The 21,695-nt window shown below is 27.5% G+C and carries 22 protein-coding genes; 3 read left to right on the plus strand and 19 right to left on the minus strand.

Going from position 1 to position 21,695, the window contains the following annotated elements:
- Positions 1 to 61: 61 nt before the first annotated feature.
- From NON08_RS02515 to rbr, 7 genes are all read right to left on the minus strand, one after another.
- On the minus strand, positions 62 to 691 hold the full coding sequence (locus tag NON08_RS02515) for an OmpA family protein (RefSeq protein ID WP_256689950.1): 630 nt from the start codon (positions 689 to 691) through the stop codon (positions 62 to 64).
- Between the two features lie 103 nt (positions 692 to 794).
- Positions 795 to 2,129: a H2O-forming NADH oxidase gene (nox, locus tag NON08_RS02520; RefSeq protein WP_256689951.1), complete on the minus strand. Its 1,335-nt coding sequence runs from the start codon at positions 2,127 to 2,129 to the stop codon at positions 795 to 797.
- A gap of 474 nt (positions 2,130 to 2,603) precedes the next feature.
- Positions 2,604 to 3,962 (minus strand): Sapep family Mn(2+)-dependent dipeptidase, encoded by a 1,359-nt coding sequence (locus NON08_RS02525; RefSeq protein WP_256689952.1) that lies wholly within the window; start codon positions 3,960 to 3,962, stop codon positions 2,604 to 2,606.
- Positions 3,963 to 4,069: 107 nt separating this feature from the next.
- Positions 4,070 to 4,867: an MBL fold metallo-hydrolase gene (locus NON08_RS02530; RefSeq protein ID WP_256689953.1), complete on the minus strand. Its 798-nt coding sequence runs from the start codon at positions 4,865 to 4,867 to the stop codon at positions 4,070 to 4,072.
- 81 nt (positions 4,868 to 4,948) lie between these two features.
- Positions 4,949 to 5,815 carry a DMT family transporter gene (locus NON08_RS02535; protein WP_256689954.1) on the minus strand — a complete coding sequence of 289 codons (867 nt, stop codon included), beginning with the start codon at positions 5,813 to 5,815 and terminating at the stop codon, positions 4,949 to 4,951.
- A 12-nt stretch (positions 5,816 to 5,827) separates the two neighbouring features.
- On the minus strand, positions 5,828 to 6,238 hold the full coding sequence (locus NON08_RS02540; RefSeq protein WP_256689955.1) for a DUF1499 domain-containing protein: 411 nt from the start codon (positions 6,236 to 6,238) through the stop codon (positions 5,828 to 5,830).
- A 106-nt stretch (positions 6,239 to 6,344) separates the two neighbouring features.
- Positions 6,345 to 6,923, minus strand: coding sequence for a rubrerythrin (gene rbr, locus NON08_RS02545; protein WP_256689956.1), 579 nt, complete (start codon positions 6,921 to 6,923; stop codon positions 6,345 to 6,347).
- Between the two features lie 118 nt (positions 6,924 to 7,041).
- Between rbr and NON08_RS02550 the strand changes: the two genes are divergently transcribed.
- Positions 7,042 to 7,554, plus strand: coding sequence for a nitroreductase family protein (locus NON08_RS02550; RefSeq protein WP_256689957.1), 513 nt, complete (start codon positions 7,042 to 7,044; stop codon positions 7,552 to 7,554).
- Positions 7,555 to 7,583: 29 nt separating this feature from the next.
- On the opposite strand, the gene NON08_RS02555 is transcribed toward NON08_RS02550, so the two are convergent.
- The 9 genes from NON08_RS02555 to NON08_RS02595 all read right to left on the minus strand — a co-directional run bounded on the left by NON08_RS02555 (position 7,584) and on the right by NON08_RS02595 (position 16,928).
- Positions 7,584 to 8,090 carry a pyridoxamine 5'-phosphate oxidase family protein gene (locus NON08_RS02555; protein ID WP_256689958.1) on the minus strand — a complete coding sequence of 169 codons (507 nt, stop codon included), beginning with the start codon at positions 8,088 to 8,090 and terminating at the stop codon, positions 7,584 to 7,586.
- 103 nt (positions 8,091 to 8,193) lie between these two features.
- Positions 8,194 to 9,894: an ABC transporter ATP-binding protein gene (locus tag NON08_RS02560; protein WP_256689959.1), complete on the minus strand. Its 1,701-nt coding sequence runs from the start codon at positions 9,892 to 9,894 to the stop codon at positions 8,194 to 8,196.
- Positions 9,884 to 10,768 (minus strand): ABC transporter substrate-binding protein, encoded by an 885-nt coding sequence (locus tag NON08_RS02565; RefSeq protein ID WP_256689960.1) that lies wholly within the window; start codon positions 10,766 to 10,768, stop codon positions 9,884 to 9,886. Before NON08_RS02565 ends, NON08_RS02560 begins: the two co-directional genes overlap by 11 nt.
- Positions 10,769 to 10,776: 8 nt before the next feature.
- A complete protein-coding gene (locus NON08_RS02570; protein ID WP_023050100.1) occupies positions 10,777 to 11,550 on the minus strand; it encodes an ABC transporter ATP-binding protein in 774 nt (257 codons plus the stop codon).
- A complete protein-coding gene (locus NON08_RS02575) occupies positions 11,550 to 12,518 on the minus strand; it encodes a FecCD family ABC transporter permease (protein WP_256689961.1) in 969 nt (322 codons plus the stop codon). Before NON08_RS02575 ends, NON08_RS02570 begins: the two co-directional genes overlap by 1 nt.
- 17 nt (positions 12,519 to 12,535) lie before the next feature.
- The gene (locus tag NON08_RS02580; RefSeq protein ID WP_256689962.1) at positions 12,536 to 14,569 is read right to left on the minus strand and encodes a TonB-dependent receptor; all 2,034 of its coding nucleotides are present in this window, start codon (positions 14,567 to 14,569) and stop codon (positions 12,536 to 12,538) included.
- An 18-nt stretch (positions 14,570 to 14,587) separates the two neighbouring features.
- Positions 14,588 to 15,850, minus strand: a complete 1,263-nt coding sequence (locus NON08_RS02585) for a radical SAM protein (protein WP_256689963.1) — start codon at positions 15,848 to 15,850, stop codon at positions 14,588 to 14,590.
- Positions 15,851 to 15,857: 7 nt separating this feature from the next.
- Entirely contained in the window at positions 15,858 to 16,295 is a 438-nt protein-coding gene (locus tag NON08_RS02590; protein WP_256689964.1) for an ExbD/TolR family protein, read from the minus strand.
- A gap of 9 nt (positions 16,296 to 16,304) precedes the next feature.
- Complete coding sequence (locus tag NON08_RS02595; RefSeq protein WP_256689965.1) at positions 16,305 to 16,928, minus strand: MotA/TolQ/ExbB proton channel family protein; 624 nt, start codon at positions 16,926 to 16,928, stop codon at positions 16,305 to 16,307.
- Positions 16,929 to 17,097: 169 nt separating this feature from the next.
- Here NON08_RS02595 and NON08_RS02600 point away from each other — a divergent pair, with 169 nt between their 5' ends.
- Complete coding sequence (locus NON08_RS02600; RefSeq protein ID WP_256689966.1) at positions 17,098 to 17,799, plus strand: energy transducer TonB; 702 nt, start codon at positions 17,098 to 17,100, stop codon at positions 17,797 to 17,799.
- Between the two features lie 18 nt (positions 17,800 to 17,817).
- Complete coding sequence (locus tag NON08_RS02605; protein WP_256689967.1) at positions 17,818 to 18,324, plus strand: flavodoxin family protein; 507 nt, start codon at positions 17,818 to 17,820, stop codon at positions 18,322 to 18,324.
- 46 nt (positions 18,325 to 18,370) lie between these two features.
- On the opposite strand, the gene hutX is transcribed toward NON08_RS02605, so the two are convergent.
- From hutX to NON08_RS02620, 3 genes are all read right to left on the minus strand, one after another.
- Positions 18,371 to 18,841: a heme utilization cystosolic carrier protein HutX gene (gene hutX / locus NON08_RS02610; protein WP_256689968.1), complete on the minus strand. Its 471-nt coding sequence runs from the start codon at positions 18,839 to 18,841 to the stop codon at positions 18,371 to 18,373.
- Between the two features lie 60 nt (positions 18,842 to 18,901).
- Positions 18,902 to 20,104 carry a YhjD/YihY/BrkB family envelope integrity protein gene (locus NON08_RS02615; RefSeq protein WP_256689969.1) on the minus strand — a complete coding sequence of 401 codons (1,203 nt, stop codon included), beginning with the start codon at positions 20,102 to 20,104 and terminating at the stop codon, positions 18,902 to 18,904.
- 181 nt (positions 20,105 to 20,285) lie between these two features.
- A complete protein-coding gene (locus NON08_RS02620; RefSeq protein ID WP_319941543.1) occupies positions 20,286 to 21,680 on the minus strand; it encodes a PTS transporter subunit EIIC in 1,395 nt (464 codons plus the stop codon).
- Positions 21,681 to 21,695: the final 15 nt, after the last annotated feature.

Genomic DNA, 21,695 nt, shown 5'->3' on the forward strand with positions numbered 1-21,695 from the left:
TTCATATCTACTTTCTTTTTTTATATTTCTTTTAAATATAAAAAAGGCTCGAAAGCCTTTTTTATTGTTGATATATATTTATTTCAACTCTTCTATTTAATGCTCTTCCCTCTGGTGTAGCATTAGATGCAACAGGATTTCTATCTCCATATCCTATGCTAGAAATTCTGCTTGGTGATACTCCTTGAGCTGCTAAATAGTTAGCTACGCTTTGAGCTCTTTGTAATGATAAATTTAAATTTGAGTTAGGATTTCCAGTATTATCTGTATATCCTGAAACTTGAATTTTTGTTTCTGGATATTTATTCATTATATATGCAATTGAATTAAGAGGAGCATAGAATCCTCCATTTAATACAGCACTTCCACTTTTAAACGATGATTCTCCAGGTAATCTTAAATTTATATTATCTTTATTATTTGTAACTGTGATATTAGTACTGTTTAAAGCATTTAAGAACTCTTTGTATTGAGCATCTTTATACGCTCCCCATCCTAGTCCTGCTAAAGCTCCTATTCCAGCCCCTATTAGTGTTCCTTTTGTATCTTTTCCAACTAGCTGTCCTATTAACGCTCCTGCTGCTGCACCTTTCACAGTTCCGCTAGTCTTCTTGTTTGTTGTTGTTGAGCTACAAGCTCCTAATAATGAAGTTGTTAATAATAACATTGCAACTATTTTTTTGTTTCTCATTGTTGTTCCTCCTATAACTGATACTATAGATATATTATCTAATATCTATAGTAACAAGTCAAGAAACTATATAATTTTTATCAGATAAATTTATTTTTTTGTTCTACTTTGCTCCTAATGCTGCCATAGTAATATAGTTATATGGTTGATTAAAATGTGGCAAGAAGAAAATATCTAATAACTTAATTTTATCTATCGTTACCTTTTCTTGAATAGCTAATGAAAACATATGAATTCCCATTGATATATCCTGTCTTGATGCCATTTGAGCTCCTAAAACTCTTCTCGTATTTTTATCATAAACTATTTTTAACCACACTTTATCATTATCATGCTCTATAAATCCTGGTTTTTGTAAATCTGCAAACTCTGTAGCAACAGCATCATAACCTAATTTTATTGCTTTTTCTAGCGTTAATCCTGTCGAAACCATGTTTAATCCATATATTGAAATTCCATTTGATCCTTGAACTCCTATACTTTCTAATTTAGTTCCACATACATTATGAGCTGCAACTATTCCTGAACGAACCGCATTTGTTGCCAAAGCTATATAGTTTGTATCTTCAATAGAGTTATCGTATATTGTAGCACAATCTCCAATAGCATAAACATCATTTAAACTTGTTTTTTGTGTTAGATCAACTTTATATGCTCCATTTTTAAATAATTCTAATTTCTCTTTTCCTAAAATATTATTAGGAACAAATCCCACTGCTAAAATAACCATGTCTGCTTTATATATTTTTTTATCAGTTATAACTTCTTCAACTCTATCAGTTCCTTTTAATTCCAATACTTTTTCACCAAAATTTACATTTATTCCATTTTTCACAAGATTTTCTTTCATCATCTCTCTAAACTCTGTATCATAATATCCTGATAAACAGCTATCACTTAAGTCAACTAGCTCTACATTTTTTCCACATCTTTGGAAAGCTTCTGCTAGCTCAACCCCAATGTATCCTGCTCCTACTACTACTATATTTTTTAAATCTTGATTTTCTAATTTCTTTATTACATCTTCTGCATGTTGATATAATTTTACAAATTGTACATTTTTCAAATCTTTTCCTGGAATTGGTAAGTCAATTGGTAATGACCCCGTAGATAAAATTAGCTTATCATAATTTTCTGAAACTTCAATTCCTTCTCTATTAACTCCATAAACAATTTTGTTTTCAAAATCTACTCTTGTTATTTCTGTTTCCATATGAACTTTGGCACCATTACACTCTAATTTTTCTTTAGAAGAGTAGAATAAACCTTCAGGTCCAGAAATCTGCTTTCCTATCCATAGCGCCATTCCACATCCTAAAAAACTTATATTTGAGTTTTTGTCAAACACAACCACTTCTTCTTTTGGATAGTTTGATAAAATCGTGTTAATTGCTGCTGTTCCAGCATGATTTGCTCCTACTACTACTATTTTACTCATTTCTTATGCCTCCTAAAATTCATTTTATTTGATATTCAATCAAAGTATACCTTTTTAGTATTGTAAAGTCAAATTTTTTTAAGAGTAAAATATAAACCATTATCCTAGTATTTTTTAATCAAAAAAAGTAGAGAGTTTTTCTCTCTACTTTTCTAAAGTCAAATTACCCTTAAAATTGTAATATTCATATTAAAATACAACATTTGAATTTCGGAATAAAGGCGGTGCTACTGCTCCAAGTATTCGAATTTTTATTTCCATAACATATTTGTTAATATACTATTCCTACTATGTTGAAACTGTCACAACTGAGTATGCCCATGCTGGTATTTCTTATCTAAATCCCAAAACAATAAAAACAAATATTAAAATTTGCTATTAGAGTTATTCTTATATATTTTTTAGTAAATCTCCAGTTATTATTAAAAATTTTTCTTTTTTTAATATTCTCAATCATCTTTAGTAATAATCTATTTAAACTCTAAATTTTTCAAAAGCCTTCATATATATTTTCATTGCCATTTTCATATTGTCTAGAATTATATATTCATTTGGTTGATGCTCTGTCTTTGGGCTATCTGGAAGCACATATCCAAATGCGACACAATTATTTATAGCTCTTGCATATGTTGCTCCACCACCTGCAATAGGTTGTGATTCTAAATCTCCAGTAACTTCTTGATAAGCACTCATCAAGGTTTTTACTAATTGAGAATCAAGTGGTGTATATATAGATTTTAAATAATCATGCTGACTGTATTCAAATCCATACTCTTTTGCTTTTTTAGTTAACGCTTCAACTATAATATCCTTATTATAAGTTACTGGTATTCTCATATCTATACAAAGAATTTCATTTTCTGGTGTAAATTCAATCTTACCTATATTAAATTTTAATTCTCCTGAATGCTCATCTTTTACTTCTCCAAAAATAGGCTCTGCAAATTTATGCCCAATTACGTTTTCTACTATAAACTTTCCAGATTTAGTTTCAACTCCACTTAAAGTTAAAGCATGTAGATATCTATTTATAGCATTTATACCCGTTTCAGCCACTTGTGCGTGAACGCTTTTTCCTAAAATCTCTATCTTTCCATCTTTTTCATTATATTCATAACCTAATTTTTTTAGATTTTCTTCTAATTTCTCTATTTTTTCCACTGATATACTAGATGGTACTGAATTAAAAGCATCTCCTCCTCTAAATACCATTCCACTTAAATTTTTGGCAGTTAATTTACATTGTAATAAACCCTTTTCTGCGTATATTAATGGAAACTTAGAATCAGGAGTAAATCCTATTGTCGGCATCTCTTCTTTTTCAACATATTTAGGCATATCTCTCCAAAGATTTTCTTCATCCGTTCCAAATATAAATCTAGCCCTATAATTTAAATCAAATCCACAATCTAAAAGAGTTTTTAATGCATAAATTGCTGCTAAAGTAGGTCCTTTATCATCTTGAGATCCCCTTCCATAATACTTCCCATCTTTTATTATTGGTTCAAAAGGAGGATTATCCCATTTACCTAAATCCCCTGGTGGAACAACATCTAAGTGACCTAAAACACCAACTAATTTATCACCCTCTCCGATCTCAGCATAACCATAATATCCTTCTGGATCTATATATGTTTTCATTCCTAAATTTTTACAGATTTCTAACATCTTTTCAAGTACTCTTTGGATATCCTCTCCAAAAGGAAACTCAGTATTATCTTCTTTTAAAAAACTTGGAATACAAATTAATTTATCTAAATCTTTTAAAAAATCTGAAAAATTTTTTTCCATTTTCTCATACATCTCTTTTGATGTTACATTATTTTTTTTCATCTTTCCCTCCTATGTATATCTATATTTTATATAAAAAGTTTTTAAAAATATTTATATCAATAGAAAGCTAGTTCTTTACAGAACTAGCTTTCTATAATAAATTATATTTAAATCTCTATCTTACTTCCTGTTTGAATCTCGAAAGTTTTAAATAATCCTTTTTTTACAATTTTTTTCACACCAAACTCTCCAGTACAATGACATGGAAAAACTTGCTCTATATTAATTTTATTTAAATATTTTATCAATTTTTCTATGTATTTTTCATTTTTATTTAAACTAGTTCTTGAAGATAAATGCAGTCCTCCAACTATATTGTGAATTTTTATTTTATTCATTAAACAATAGTGCAATATATTCTCTATTCCTATATGGGCACATCCTACTATTAAAGTACTTTTTAAATTTTCTTTTATTATCATATGTAATTCATGCTTAAAACAATCTCTTTCATACTCTCCATTTTTATCTTTTTTGTAAAGATTTTCATTAATCGGATTAGTACTTTCTTTATTAAAACAATGAAATAAATATATTTCATCCAAAACAAGCGTGTCTTGTACAAAGTTAAATCTCTCAACATCCAAATACTCATAGGGAATTCCTATATCTATATAAGCTCCCAATATTTTTTTATAATGTTTATCAAAATAATATTCACTACAATATATTTTTGCTTTTTTATTTTTTTTTAAAAAATAGGGTAAACCACCACCATGATCTTTATGACCATGTGAAAGCACCAAGTAATCAATTTCTTCTAAGTTAATTCCTAGCTTTTCAGCATTTTTCCAAAATTTTTTACTCTCACCAACATCAAACAATATTTTTTTATTGTTTACTTTTATATATAAAGAGAGGCCATGCTCCTTTGATAACTCTTTATTTAAACTCTTATTTTCCACCAAGACCTGTATTTCTATCTTATATCCCTTCCTTTTATTATTTATTAGAAATTATATTGCTTTTAACTCTAAAAATCAAGATTACATTATAAAAAATATTCCAATTCCTATAAAAGAAATTATAGCTCCGATTCCTTCTAATACCGAAATTTTTTCTTTAAAGCATACAATTGATATTGGTATTATTAGTATCGGACTAGTTGCAGCTAAGGTACTAACCACCCCTACATTTGAATGTTTCATAGCTTCAACTAAAGATGTTACTCCTAATGTTGCTATAATTGTTCCTAGAGCTATATATAACATACCTTTTTTATTTAAAATTCCTTCTTTTATATTTCCCCACTCTTTTCGAATCGATATATAAATCATAAAAGCTAAAATTGCAGGTATAGTTCTAACTTGAATTGTTGCAAAAGAATCATAATTAGTTGAACCTAATCTCGTAAAAATAATTCCAAAACTTTCACCTAACATAGCTAAAACCGCATACACAAACCCTAATTTTGAAAAGTCTTTATCGCTTCTTTTTCTTAAAACAACCATGGCTATTCCTAAAACTGTCAAAATCATTCCCAATATTTTTATAATTTCTATTTTTTCATCTAACATAATAAAACTTAATATTGAAACTGCTATTGGACTAAAAGTCATCACTAGTAATGTTATTCTTGGACCTACATTAATATAAGCCTTATACAAAAAGAAATCACCTAAAAATAATCCAAATAATCCTGAAACAGATAAAAATTTTAACGATTCTTTTGTTACATCAACTGGTAACAACAATCCTCTTTTTAGATATGTTATTATTCCTAAAAATATCATTGCAATGATTAATCTTATTAAATTTACTGCTAGTGTTCCCGTTTCTTTACTAGCTCTTTCTAAAAAAATAGAACTTCCTACCCAGCCAAAAGCTGCAGCAAGCGCTAAACTTTCTCCCAATTTGTATCCCCCCTACTTTAATTCCGCTCTTATTTTTTCCATTCTTTTTCTATTTACTCCAAAGTCATACCATCCCGTTTGAGCTGCAGATCTTATATTAATTATTTTTTTCTCTGATTCTATTTCAAAATCTGCAATATCTTCAAAACCAAAAAATTTACTGTAAAAAGCGACTTTTAAATAATTCTCTTTATCCTCTAAAATTTTACCTTGAAATTTTTCAATAACTTTTATCAATTTCTTTTTTATAATTTCATTACTTTCATTAAAAATTATAGGTTCTATATAATTCTTACTATGATTAGCTTCGCTAGAAACACAATTGGGTTTATCTGGACATTCTTCTAACACTTCTTTTCCTCTCCCTTCTCCCATTAAAATAAAAAAACAAGAAATAAAAATCAAAATTACCTTTCTTTTCATATTCTCTCCCCCTTTTATTGTTAGTATACCCTATTTTTATTTTAAAAAACAATTTTTTTCCAATAAAAAAGCGAAAAGATAAAATTCTTTTCGCTTTTAATTTCGATTAATAATTTACACACTCTAACTCAAATTCTTTTTGTTTTTCTAAGCATGATGGACAAACCTTTGGAGCCTCTGTTCCTTCGTGTACATATCCACACTTTCTACATTTCCATCTTACATCATTATCTTTTTTAAATACATGATCTTCTCCTAAATTTTTTAATAATTTACGATATCTTTTTTCATGTAATTTCTCAACTTCTACAATAACTTTAAATGCTGCTGCAACTTGTGGAAATCCCTCTTCTGCTGCAACTTCTGCAAATCCAGGATATAACTCTGCCCACTCTTCATATTCTCCTGCTGCCGCTTCCTCTAAATTTTCCATAGTCGTTCCAACTATTCCTGCTGGATAAGTTGCTGTTATCTCAACTGGTCCACCTTCTAAATATGAGAAAAATCTTCTTGCATGATACTGCTCATTTAAAGCTGTTTCCTCAAATAATGCAGCAATTTGCTCATAACCTTCACTTCTAGCTTTATCTGCAAACAGTGTGTATCTCTGTCTTGCTTGAGATTCTCCTGCAAAAGCTTTTAATAAATTTTGTTCAGTTTTAGTTCCTTTTATAGATTTACCCATTGGTATCCCTCCTTTGAATTCTTTCTTGAATATTGTTCAAATTTTTTTTGATTTTCCTTTTTATTTTTTTATTTATATGTTAATATTAAAAAAAATATTAATCTAAACAGGAGGATTTATGGATTTTTTATCAAGAAGATCAATTAGAAAATATACTTCACAAAATATTGAAAAAGAAAAATTAGATGAAATACTAAAAGTAGCTCTAACTGCTCCTACTGGAAGAAATTTAAAACCATTTGAATTAATTCTAATAAAAGAAAAAAATGCATTAAACAAGTTATCTCTATCAAAATCTATTGGGTCTGCTATGTTAAAAGAAGCTAATGCAGCTATTATTATCTTAGGTAATCCTGAAATTTCAAATACTTGGAATGAAGATGCTTCTATTGTTTCTTTTAGCATACAACTTAAAGCTTTTGAATTAGAACTTGGAAGCTGTTGGATAAATGTTAAAGATAGAAAAACAAGTGATAATATAGAATCAGAAGAATATATTAAAAACAATTTTAATATACCTAGTCACTTAAAAATAGTTTCTATCATTTCCTTAGGTTATCCAAATGAACACAAACCTCCACATGATGATAAAGATATGGATTTTTCTAAAATTCATTTAGAGAAATATTAAAAAAAGCCAAAATTAATTGGCTTTTTTTACTATCTATGAGATTTTTTATCTCCTGTCATTTGAATAACATCTCCATCTTTTAAATTATATGCTTGTCCAAATCCTTTTACAAATCTTCCATTAACTATATTTAACTTTACTAAATGAAAATCTTGCATTTTACGAACAACTTTCATTCCTTCTCCAACTTTCTCTTCAAAAGCATCTAATATTACATCAAATTTTTCATCTCTTTCCTTAAATTCAGCTACTACATTGTATCTTAATCTCTTTCTTACTAGAACAGAAGCTGCATCTTTCTCATCTTGTAAAAACATAATTTCAAATTGAGGATTATCTTTTAAATTATCAAAATGATCTCCAATTTCACTAATGTAAATATATCCTTCTCCTTCGAAATTTAAGTATGGAGCATATGTCACATCAACATCTCCATTTTTAGATTTTGTTCCTAATATAACTGATTTAAAGTCTCCTCTAAACTCTTCTACCTCTTTTTTTATTTGTTCTTTATCAAATTTTATTGGCATCATCATAATTATTTTTTTCTCCTTTAATTTTGTTAATCAAACTATTTAAATATATGATATATTTTTTAACAAACTTTGTCAAGAATATTTTATACCTTTATTGTGTATTTTATAAATTTCCAGCTTTGTACATATTAAAAAATACACCTTTTTTATCAATTAAACTTTGAAAATCGCCTATTTCCTTAATTCCATCTTTACCTAAAACTACAATTTTGTTAAATTTTTTAAGTGTATTTAATCTATGAGCTATTGAAATTATTATTTTATCTTCAAATTTCTGTAGAATATTATCCATTATTTTTTTCTCTAAAATATTGTCCAATGCTGAAGTTCCTTCATCTAAAAATATGATTTCTGGGTCTTTTAAAAATAATCTTGCCATTGATAGCCTTTGCTTCTGTCCTGAACTCAATTCAATTCCACCTTGGCCTAGTTTTGTATTTTCTTTCTTTTCTAAACTTTCTACAAATTCTTTTAATTCAGCTAATTCTAATGCTTCTTCTATCTCTTTTTTTGTTGCATCTCTTTTTACTACTTTTATATTCTCTAATATTGTTTCATTCATCAAACTATCTCTCTGATCGACTATCGCTATTCTATTTAACAAACTTTCTCTATCTACCTCATGGATGCATAAATCATTTATAAAAATTGTATTTTCTTCAGGTAAAAATGTTCTTTTTAAAAGTGAAAATATTGTTGTTTTTCCTACTCCACTCTCTCCAACAAATGCTACTTTTTCTCCTTTTTCTATAGTTATTGATAAATTTTTTATAACTTCTTGTTTATCAAATGCAAAATTTAATCCGTCTACCTTTATACTGTCTATATTTTTTTCTATAATTGTATTTCCATCTTTAATATTTGGAATATTCATAATTTCTAAAAACCTGCTTATTCCTGTAGCTCCTCTTTGAAATACATCTACAAGGCCCATAAGTCTTAAAAGATACACTCTAAATCTATTAGTCAATAATATAAAACTCACAATAATTCCAAAACTTATTTCACCTTTTATATGCATGTATCCACCTATAAATATAACAATAAGTTGAGTGAGTTGATTATAAAAATTAATACCGGACATTAAAGCTGATGTATTAAATATATTATTTTTCTCTACACTTAATAACTCTTTATTTTTACTTGAAAACTTCTCTAAAGTATCTTTTTCTAGGACATTATCTTTTATAAAGAATATAGTTTTCAATGAATCGTGAATTCCTGATGTTAATTTAGAAAATCTTTCTCTTACTTCTATGTAGCCATATTTTAATTTCTTATTTTGAATTATTGTAAAATATATAGCTATTGGTAATGGAATCATTGTTATTAAAGTTAACTTCAAATTAAAAGTAGCCATTAAAGCCATAGCTCCGGCTATTGATAATATTGAAAATAAAAAATCTTCTAGTCCTCTATATAGAAGAGCTGAAACATTTTCTAAGTCATTTGTAACTCTTGATATGATATCTCCACTTTGATTTTTCATAAAATATGTATCTGGTTGATTTAATATTTTTTTAAATAAATCTTCTCTCATAAAAAATTTTATTCTATTTCCCATCAACTGTCCTCTTGAACTAGAGTAAATTGATAAAAATAATCTTATAATATAAAGCGTTAATAAAAAAGCTGAGAACATAAAAAATTCATTTATATTTTTCTTGGGAATTGAGTTATCAATTAAATTTTGGACAACTATCGGTCCATATAAATCCAGTACGGTTACAAAAAAACTGCTAACTAAAAAATAAGTTAGCAGTTTTCTTTCTTTTAAATAGTACTTGAAAATACTATTTAACATTTGACAACTCCTTGTATAACTCCTCTAAAGCATCAATTACTCTAGGTGTTCCTCTTAGTATTTTGTCTGATTCAATTATCATTATATTCCCTTTTTGTCCCGCTTTTGTTTGTTTTACAACTGGATTACTATTTAAAATATCATTTTTATTTTTTATAGCCATTGAACCTACAAGTATATCCGGATTTTCTGCTAATAAAAATTCTGGCGATAATATTGGTCTTCCACCTGGTAACCCTTTTGCTATATTTTCTATTCCTAAAGTATCGAAAATTTGACCTGGTAATGAATTTGGACTAAACACCATCATTGGAGATGTTGAAAATAAAAATCCTCCCTTTATTTTTAAAGGTTTTTCCGCTATTTTCTCTTTTATCATTTTTAATTTTAAATTATAACTATCAATTAATCTATCTGTATTTTCTTCCTTTCCAGTTATAACTCCATATATTTCTAAATTATTTAAAATTTGTTCAAAAGAATTAGCTTCATTAATTATAAAGTTTAATTTTCTTGCTTTTAAACTTTCTCCAAAACTTTCAGACATAGTATTTAGTATTACTAAATCTGGGCTATACATTAAAACTTGTTCTACTGAAGGTTTCATTATTATTCCTGCTTTTGGTAAATCCTTTGTTTTTTCTTGTGGCCAAATTGGATTTTTTGCAGTGTCTGCTATTGCTACTATATTATTTTCTCCACCAATTAAATAAAATGCTTCCACTGCTGCCGGATCTAATATTAAAACTTTTTTATACTCTTTCTTTGCTATTTTATTCCCTCTTGAATCTATAATAAAATCATTTTCTATTTTTAAAGCATAAACTAGATTACTAATTAAAATAGTAAAAATTAATGTTATTACTCTTTTCATCTTTCCTCCTAAACTAATGGAATAATATATGGTATTCCACTCTGATCTTTTATAACTTTAGCCTTTAAATTATAAACTTTTTGTAAATTTTCTTCTGTCAAAACTTCAGATGGTGTTCCTTGATATTTTATCTCTCCATCTTTCATCATAATAAGTTCATCACAAAACATAGCAGCTAAATTTAAATCATGTAATACTGCTACTCCTGTTAAAGATTTTTCAACCACTAAGCTTTTTACCTTATTTAATAATTCAACTGCATGATTTAAATCTAAAGCTGAAGTTGGTTCATCTAATAATAAAATTTCTGGATCTTGAGTTAAAGCTCTTGCTAATAAAACTCTTTGAAACTCTCCTCCAGAAAGACTAATTGCTACTCTTTCAGAAAATTTTTCCAATCCTAAAAACTTTAAATTATCTTCAACTTTTCTTCTATCTTCATATGAATATCCTGCCCAACTAGATTTTAAATGAGGAAGTCTCCCCATTAAAACAAAATCCTTTACTGACATATTTGTCATTAAATTTGACTTTTGTGGAACTAAGGAAACTAATCTTGCTTTCTCTTTTTTAGAAAGTTCCTTTGTTTCCTTTCCATTAAACTCAATATCCCCTTCACTTGGATTTAAATATCCTAATATATTCTTTAAAAATGTCGATTTACCACAACCGTTTGGTCCTAATATCCCTGTCATTTTTCCTTTAGTTATATTAACTTTTAATTTTTTTAAAATCTCTCTCTCTCCATAAGAAAATGACAGATTATTCACTTTTACACCCATTAGTTTCCTCCTTTAGCTTTAAATGCTAAGTATAAGAAGAATGGAGCTCCAAAGAATGCCGTAACAACTCCAATTGGAATCTCAACAGGTGCTAAAAACAATCTTCCTATTGTGTCACAAACTAATAGAAAAAATCCTCCTGCCAAGGCAGCATTAGGAATTAATCTAGAGTTAGATGGTCCTACTAACATTCTTATTGAATGAGGTATAATTAATCCTACAAAACCAATCATTCCTGAAAAAGCAACTGAAAATGCTACAACTAATGCTGACACTGTTAATACTTTTGCTTTCAATGTATGTACATCAACTCCTAAAGAGTTAGCTTCTTCATCTCCTGATAATAATGCATCTAATTGATTTCTTTGTAAGTAAAAAAATATTAAAGAAAAAACTAATGGAATTATAAGTAAAAATACTTTTGTCCAAGTTGCTCCTCCTAAATACCCCATTAACCACATAGTTATCTTAAAAGATTCCTCTCCTATTAAATACATAGCAAAAGATGTAAAAGCACCTATAAAAGCTGATACAGCTATTCCTACTATTAGAAGAGTTGTTATGTCAACCTTACCACTTCTATTTGATAACTTAAATATAATGAATGTACTTATTAAGCATGATAAAAATGCCAATATCCCATAAAAAATATCTGGTAATTGAAATACATATGCTATCACAGCCCCGAATGTAGCACTTGCTGCAATTCCTATTATATATGGATCAGCTAGTGGATTCTGAAATACGGCTTGAACTACAACTCCACTTGATGAAAGCATCATTCCTATTAATAATGCCATCACTATTCTTGGTAATCTTATATCATAAATTATTGTTTTTATATAATCTGGTGCTGTACTTATGGAAAATAGTTGTTCCAATGGTACAGAAACACTTCCTAAACCAATAGAAAGTGTTCCTGTTAGTATTATTCCCAGAATTAATATTAACGATATGTGTTTTTTCATATTAATTCTCCTATTTTTTAGAAATTATATTTAAATCCTGCGTAAAGACTTCTCTCTGCAGCTGGATTATACTCTTTGCCATCTGAGCTTATAGAGTTATAATACTTTTCATTAAATATATTATTAATTCCTGTATAAATTCTTAAACTTTCAACTGGTCTATAATTTAATGTTAAGTTTGTCACAATGTTTTCATTCTGTTTACCCTCTGTATTTTTATTATTTAAATAATAACCTGACGAATAAACTGTATCCCAAATAACATTAACTTTTGAAGTTATTTTATAATCTAATGCTATATTAAATCTATTTGTAGGAACATCTGCTATTTCATTTCCCTCAATTGATTTATCTTGATCTTTTAATATTTTTGTCTTAACTAAAGCATATCCTTCTCTTACTGTTAGATTTCCAAAGTACTGCTCTGCATTTAACTCTAAACCATATCTTCTTGTTTTTCCAATATTATAATTTCTAAAATTCATTCCTGTATAATTTTCTGTTGCTATTTCATCATTTGTTTCAGTTAAATATATTGCTCCACTTATAAAACTTCCAAATATATAATCTTTAAAACCTGTTTCATATGTTATATATGTTTCTGAATCTAAATCATTATTAATATATGCTCCATCTATTTTATCTACTAATTGTGAAGGTGTTGGAGAAGTAAACCCTTTTTCTCCCTTCACATAGATATTTCCTGTCTCTGAATACAAATAGTTTCCTACTAACTCATAAGCCATATTTTCCATAGTTGTTTTTCTATTTATACTTGTATCTGATGTTGTTGCCCCACTTGATAAAGAACTTTTTGTATATGATCTATCAGTTTTATAATCTGCATATTCATATCTTACACCTTGAGTAAATTCAAATTTACCAATTGCATTTCTATTTAAAACAAATACACTATGAGTATCTTTAATTAAATCATTTTTATATTTTTCTGAACTAAACATATCCATTTGACTATCTCTTTTCAAGTTGTTATTTATATAGTCATACCCTAAAATTAAACTACTTGATTCTCCATAGCTAACTTTTAATTTCGGTTTAAATCCTATCTTTTCGTCAGTATAATCCATATAATTTTTAACACTATAACTCATTTTTTCATAATTATTTTCATTATATATATCTGTTTTCTGATAGAATCCAACTAAATCTAAAGTTACTTTTTCATTAAATTTGTACTCATATTTTCCTGTAAATTCATCTTTCTTAGTATTATTAACAATTAACTCATCATATTTACCAACAAGACCATTACTTTTAGGATTTGATAACATCTCTTTTGTAAGAGCTCTAGGTGATGTTGCATCATCCTTATATCTTGAGTACTTAAAGGTAAAACTTTGATTTTCATCAATTTTATATTTTAAACTTCCTTCAAAATACTCTGAATCTGATTCATCCCCATCTCTAAACCCCTTGTAATCATTCTTAGTATAATTAATATTTATACCTAAATCTCCAACTGTCGTTCCATAAGAAACCTCACCTTTTTTTCCACCAAAAGTATTTAGCTCTCCTGAAACAGAACCTCCTGTATAACCTGCTCCTGATTTTGTCACAATATTTATTATTCCACCTCTTGTTCCACTTCCATAAAGAATAGCTCCTCCGCCTGGAATAACCTCAATTTTTTCAATATTTTCAACCGGAACTGTATTAATTGGTGTTTTTGCATGAGATGTATCTAATAAGTTTACACTTACACCATCTATTAAAACTTGTACATTTGCTGTTGCTTTACTTCCTTGTCCTCTCATATCAATTATTGGATCTTTTGGATCACCTATTAAATTGACACTTGGTACATCTTTTAAAGCCTCTGATACAGATTGATAATTCTTTTCCTCTATATCTTTAGCTGTAATAACTGTTACTGTATTTGTTACATTTCTTTGTGCTGTTTCAAACCCCGTTGTTGAAATCACACTTTCATTTAATTTAACCCCTTTATTAGCTTCTTCATAGAAAAAATCATCATTTGAATAACTTAAAGCTGTTACTATTAAACTTAGTACTGCTATTCTTTTGTTCATAATTTTAATCCCTCTCCATTACTTTTTTATTAATCCTAAAGTTTTTTCAACAACTGTTGTTAAAATCTCTCTAGATATATTGTTACCCCAAAATAAGCCATCTTCAGTTAGTTTATAATGTTCTTTATCTTCTAATATAAAATTATTCTCTTTTAACTCAAATAGTAATTCTTCAAAAACTATCATTTCTTCAGATGTTAATATATTTTTTACTATATTTTTATCTATTTGTGGAAATTGAAACAATCCGCTAAATTTATCCAATCTTTGTTGATAATCACTTTTTTCAACAAACATTGACATCTCTTTCTTCATTCTAAAAATAGATATATTATCAACATTTCCTCCAGCTCCAACTCCAATTGGAAAAGTGTCTCCTCCAAAGTTTCTAGTTTTTATATATTTATATTTATCTCTTCCTTTTTTTGCTATTTTCGTTAACTCCAATACATAATAATCACTATCTTTAGCTAACTCTTTTATAAACGCATCATGTAACTCTCTCTCTCTTTTTAAATCCTCTTGAACTTTAACTTTTTCGTCTTTTATGTCATGAAATAATGTTGAACCTTCATGAACCATTAATGAATAAAAACTTGAACTTCCTAAATCTAACTTTTTTATAATCTTGGCATCCTCTATAGCATCCTCTATTTTTTGCGTTGGATAGTTATAAATAATATCTATGCAAACTTCTCCATTAAATTTTTCTTTTAATTGAATTAATCTCTCTATTGTTTCATTTTTCGAATACGTTCTATTGTAAAATTTTCTTCCTTCATCTGAGAAACTTTGAATACCTACAGATAATCTATTAACTCCATATTTATTCATTAACTCTATTTTTTCATCATTTAAATTATGTAATGTTGTTTCTAAAGTAAATTCATATTCTGCAGAAAATTTTATATTTCTATTAACACTTTGAAGTATTTTTTCCAATTGATTATTTTTATAAACTGTTGGAGTTCCTCCACCAAAATATATTACATCTACACTTTTTTCCTTAAAATATCTATAGTCCCCATATTTATCAAATTCACTAACTATATAATCTGCATAAGAATCTAAACTTCCACTCAATTGCTCTCTATTTAAATTACAAAACGAACAAATTTTATCACAATATGGTGTATGAACATATATAGCTCTTGGAATATCTTTAGGTTCCTCTTTTAATCTGTTTAAAAATTCTTCCTCTGTAACTCTTTTTTGAGGATAATATTTTCCTATCAATCCACTAGAATTATGATGACTTTTATATCTTGTTTCAAAATTCATTATTTAATCACTTCCCTTTAGTTTCTATATCTATCGCTTGTGCTCCTGCCAACTTTATATCTGACATTATATCTACAACATCTCCATAGTCGATTCCTCTATCAGCTAATATTGCCACTCTCTTATTTTCCATCAGTATAATTGTATTTTTTATTTTTTCTTGTAATTCATCTTTTCTTATGTCTGCTATAGAACTCTCTTTTTGTTTGTCTATTTTTATTTTTAGCTCTCCATTACTTGCAACTAAAATTGAAATTTTATCAACAGATTCTATTATTTCAGAAACCTCTGATTTAGGTAAATCTATTTTCATACCCTTCATATCATCAAATGTTGTAGCAACCATAAAAAATATCAAAAGTAAAAACACTACATCTATCAATGGAGTTAAATCTGGTGTTAATTGTTTTCTTTGATAATTCATAAACCCTTTTGATTTAAACATATTCTACACCTACATCTTTCTTAAAATATTTATAAATTCAACTACATTTTTTTCCATATCAACCAATGCTTTTTCAATCTTTTTTTGGTAGAAGTTATAAAATATTAAAGCAGGTATAGCTACAATTAAACCTGATGCTGTTGTAATTAATGCTTGAGAAATTCCAAAAGCTAGAACTGTTGGATCTCCCGCTCCATGTTTTGACATAGCTGTAAAAGCTCCAATCATCCCAGTTACAGTTCCTAATAACCCTGCTAGTGGAGTTACATTAGCTGCTAAAGCTAAGATCCACATATTTTTTTCTAATTTTGGCATCTCTCTTAGAGCACACTCTCTTGCTTTCTCCTCTAAATAATCATAAGTACAACAATTCATTTTTCCACCATTATATTCTATTAAAATTGCTTTCATAACTTTAGCTGATGTATTTTTAAAACAATCACATGCTTTTATAGCTCTTTCTCTTTCATTATTTTTAATGAATTTTTCTAAATGATTTATTAAAAGTTCTCCATTATCTTTCTCATTTTTAAAGAAGTAATACCCTCTTTCCAATATTACGCTAAGACCTGCTACTGATAAAAATATTATTACAGCCATTAATGGTCCTCCTGCTTTGATTATATCTATCATCCATTCCCTCCTCTAATTAAATATTTTGATATTCAAAGTTATTATAATGATTTTGTACTGAATAGTCAATATATTTTTTAAACAAAGTATTTTTTTATAAATAATTTGATAATTAAAATATTTTTTGTTATAATCATTATGGATTTATTACTTATTTTTTGGAGGAATTATGAAGTTTTTTATTTTTTCAATAGTTTTACATATATTTATATTTATTTTTGGTTTTTCTTTAGATTCAAACAAAAGTTTTGAAATTAATAATGTTGGAAATGATTTTAGTACTCCATCTATCTCTGTTAATTTCAATTCAATGCAAATAACTTCACAACCGCAACCAGCTGAATCATCAGATGAAATTCTAAAAGAGGTTTTAGAAGAAAAAATAGATAAACCTAAAATTGAGGAACAAAAAAGAGAAGTTATAAAAAAAGAGAATAAAAAAATTTCTAAACCTAAAAAAGTTTTAGAAAAAAAGAAAAATGAACTCACTAAAAAATCTCAACAATTAGAAAATACAAATACACCTACAAACACTAATACTGATTTAATTGAACTCTCACAAGGTGTGTTTGCTGCCAAAAATCAAGGGGTTCAAGGACTTAAATATTCTTTTATTTCTCAACCTGATCCAGAATATCCTTTAGCTGCCAAAAGAATATCATACACTAAAGAGGTTTCTATTAAAGTTAGATTTCTTGTGGGATTAAATGGTGAAATTGAAGATATTAAATTTTACAATGATAAAGATAATTTAGGTTTCCAAAAAGAAGTCGAAAAAACTTTAAACAAGTGGAAATTGACTCCTGTAACTTTAAATAGCAAACCAATAAAACTATACTTTTATAAAGAATTCAAATTTAATCAAAAATAATGGGAGGATTTTAATTTTATGAAAATACTTATCACTTATTCATCAAAGACTGGAAATACAGAAAAAATAGCTCAAGCTATTCATAAAGGTATTCCAACTGCTAACCTTTTACCAATCTCTGAAATTGTAAACTTAGATTATGATTTAATTTTTGTAGGTGGTTGGATTGATAGAGCCACTTTCGATCAAACAGCATTGACTTTAGCTAAACAAATTTTTGATAAAAATGTTGCGTACTTCTTTACTTTAGGTGCTTATCCACACTCTGAACATGCTAAAGATTGTCTTAACAACATTGAAACTCTATTAAAAAATAATAATAACAATATTTTAGGTGGATACTTTTGTCAAGGAGCTATTGATCCAAAGTTAATCTCTTGGTTATCAACACTTCCATCTGATCACAAAATGTCTCCTAACGAGGAAAGAAGACAAAGATGGGAAGATGCTAAATCACATCCTGATCAATTGGATTTAGACAAAGCTACTGAATTTAGTTTAGATATTATTTCTAAGCATAAATAAAATAAAAATAGGGAAAAGCTAAAATAACTTTTCCCTATTTTTATTTTTATAAACTTTTAAAACTTTCTAAACACTCTTCAATCAACTCTTTCTTCTCATTTCTTGGAACATATACTGCAAATATTTCCTTTTCATCCTCCCCAAAGAATTTTATAGAATAACTCTCTCTTCCAAACATTATATCTTTTACTAAAAAAATCTCTTTTATTTTTCCCACACTTAAATGTCCACCTATTGTTGAATTTTTATCATGAAAATTCAAGAATCCGTGAGCATAAAATCCTTTTGGAAACTTATCTTGTATCTCTAATACAAAACTTGGGGTAACAACTAATAAAAATACTTTTTCCCATCCTCTTAATATATCGAATAATTCATCAATTTTTTCTATATCATACTTCTTTACAGTCGATGCCTCTCTTAAAACTTCAATCATTGGAATATCTAATTCTTTAGCTATTTTATTTAAAGAAACCTTTTCATCATTTACCAATATCTCATTTATTTTATTTTTCATAAATTCCTCCTACACTATATTATGCAAGAAAAATATATTACATTTTAAAAACTTTGTCAATCAAATATTTTTAAAATATTCGATTATTTTTGAATTTTCATTAAATTTAACTTCATCTATCACATAATTTTCTCCAAAATTTTCCATATCTTCATATAATTTCTTAAATGTTATTATCTCTACACTCATTGTTAGTTTATAATTTTTTTCATCTGTTGTTTCACATTCAATTGTTGAAATATAACCCATTTTTTTTAACATATCTAAAATTCCTCTAGTTAACTCTGTTGGTATTTTTAAACTTTCAGATATCTCTATAGCAGATATTGGTTTATTATTTTTCAAATAATTTTCCATCAATGTTAGTAATACTTTTTGAGTAACCCTATACTTTGAAATAAAATTTATTTTTTTTATTATTCCAATTTTTCCTAAACTATCTCTATTTTGTAAAATATATGAAAAGTGTGCTCCTATTAAAATTAAAAACCATACAATTTTTAACCATATTAAAGAAAGTAACAGAACTGAAAAGCTTCCATAAATTTTATTATATGTTGTTATTATTATCTGTAATCTTACTAATAACATATTACTTTGATTTAGTAAAAATGAAATTATAAAACTACTCCAAAGAGTTGGAACTAAGTTTACTTTTGTATTTGGAAGAACAGTATAAAAAAATACAAAAAATATCCACAATGCTAAATATGGTGCTATTAATTGTATTATATGTTTACTGTAAAATATATCGGTTTTTAGATTAGTTAATATATTAGCTCCAATAACACTTACTGGTAACATTAAAAAAACAATAAAATAATCAGTTACTTTCCTAAAAACACCTCTTGTTTTCCTAATTCCCCATATACTATTTAACGCTTTTTCAATCACAGAAAACATTGATATGATAACCCAACCTAATGATAAAAATCCTACTCCTGCAATAATTCCACTTCTAGTATTTTGGAGCAAATTCTGAGTTGTTTCTAGTATAAGATTTACAGTCTCCTCATTTAACGGAGAACTCTCTGTCAATTGTTTAAGATAATAATTATCTATCCCAAACCATCTTCCAATACTAAACGCTATCGCTAAAACAGGTATAAAGGATAATGTTGTAAAATAACATAAGGTATTTGCCCATAAATTTGAATTTGATCTTTTATAATTTTCTAAAGCTCCCTTCATTTGACTATAAAAGTGAGTTAGTTGCAATTCACTTATATAATCTTTTATTTTATTTATAAATTTTAAAATCATCTCATCCCTCCCAATATATTCTTTTCTAATTTTATCACATTTCCTTTATTAAAAAAAATTAAAAGAACCTCTTTTAGGAGGTTCTTTTAATACGGGGAGATTATTTATTTTTATAACACTTTTTTCTTTATTATATCTTTTAGACAAAGATCTTTTAAAAAAAGTTTTATTTTTTTATTTTTTATACAGCTTCATCAATATCTTTTGGAATTCCAAAGAAATACGTTATTATAAATCCAGCTATATAAGATATTCCTAATCCAATTATATAATATAAAATTTTTCCTGGAACAACTAAAGGAATAGCTGTTACTCCCGCTGGTCCAAAAGCTATTGTTTGAACTTTTGTAGCTGCTAAAAATGCGCCACCTATTCCACCTGCTATTGAAGCTGTTATAAAAGGTTTTCCTAATGGTAGTGTTACCCCATAAAGCATGGGTTCTCCAATTCCTAATATTGCAACTGGCATTGCAGATCTTATTATATTCCTTAATTTTTTATTATTTTTTGCTTTTATATAAATTGCTGCAGCCCCACCTATCTGTCCTCCACCTGCCATACAAAGTATTGGGAACAATGATATACTTCCAAATTGTGTTAATTGAACCATATAAAATGGTATTAGTCCATGATGTAATCCAACCATTAACAAAGGTAAAAAAGATGCTGCCAATATAAACCCACCTATTATTGCTATAGGACCTTCACTCATTATAAAGAATGAAAATACTTTTATAATTCCATCTGAAACTACTCCTGCAAAAGGCATTATTGCAAATATTGTTAATGTTCCCACTATTAACAATGAAATCATAGGCGTTAAAATTGTATCTAAAAAATCTGGTATAATTTTTCTAAGCTGCTTTTCAACCCAAGCCAAAATTGCAACACCAATTATTACACCTATTATTCCACCTTTACCAGGAATTAATATACTATTTAGTGGTACATCTGCATTATATAAACCTAGTGCCTTTGAAAATATATTTATATTTCCACTTATTGTTATTGCTCCAATAACTCCACCTAAAGCGGGCGTTGCTCCAAACTCATTAGCTGAATTTATACCCACAAATATTGCAAAATATGCAAATAAACCACTTCCTAAAGTTTGGAAAAAAGTTATCCACATAGGCATATCTTTTATACCTTCTGCTGTGTATACATTTTGGAAATACCCTGCTATTCCATTTAAAAGCCCTGCTCCTATTATAGCTGGAATTAGTGGAATAAATACATTTGCCAATCTTCTTAATATTGAAGAAAATTTACTTTGCTTTGATTTTACATTTTCTTTTGTTTTTTTCCATTCATCATTATTAATCGATATTTCTTCACAAAGTTTTTTCATTTCATCTGCTATTTTTTTACTTTTTCCTGGACCTACAACTACTTGAATTGTATCATCCCTTATCACTTTTATAACTCCTGGAATTTCATCTAATTTTTTAAAATCTACTTTATTATCATCCTTAACAGAAACTCTCACTCTTGTCATACAGTTATTTATAACTACTATATTGCCTTTTGATCCCAATTTTTCAATTATCTCTTTTGCAATTGATTGATTATCCATTCAACTCTCCCCTTA

The organism is Cetobacterium sp. NK01, assembly GCF_024506395.1.
GTDB lineage: Bacteria > Fusobacteriota > Fusobacteriia > Fusobacteriales > Fusobacteriaceae > Cetobacterium_A > Cetobacterium_A somerae_A.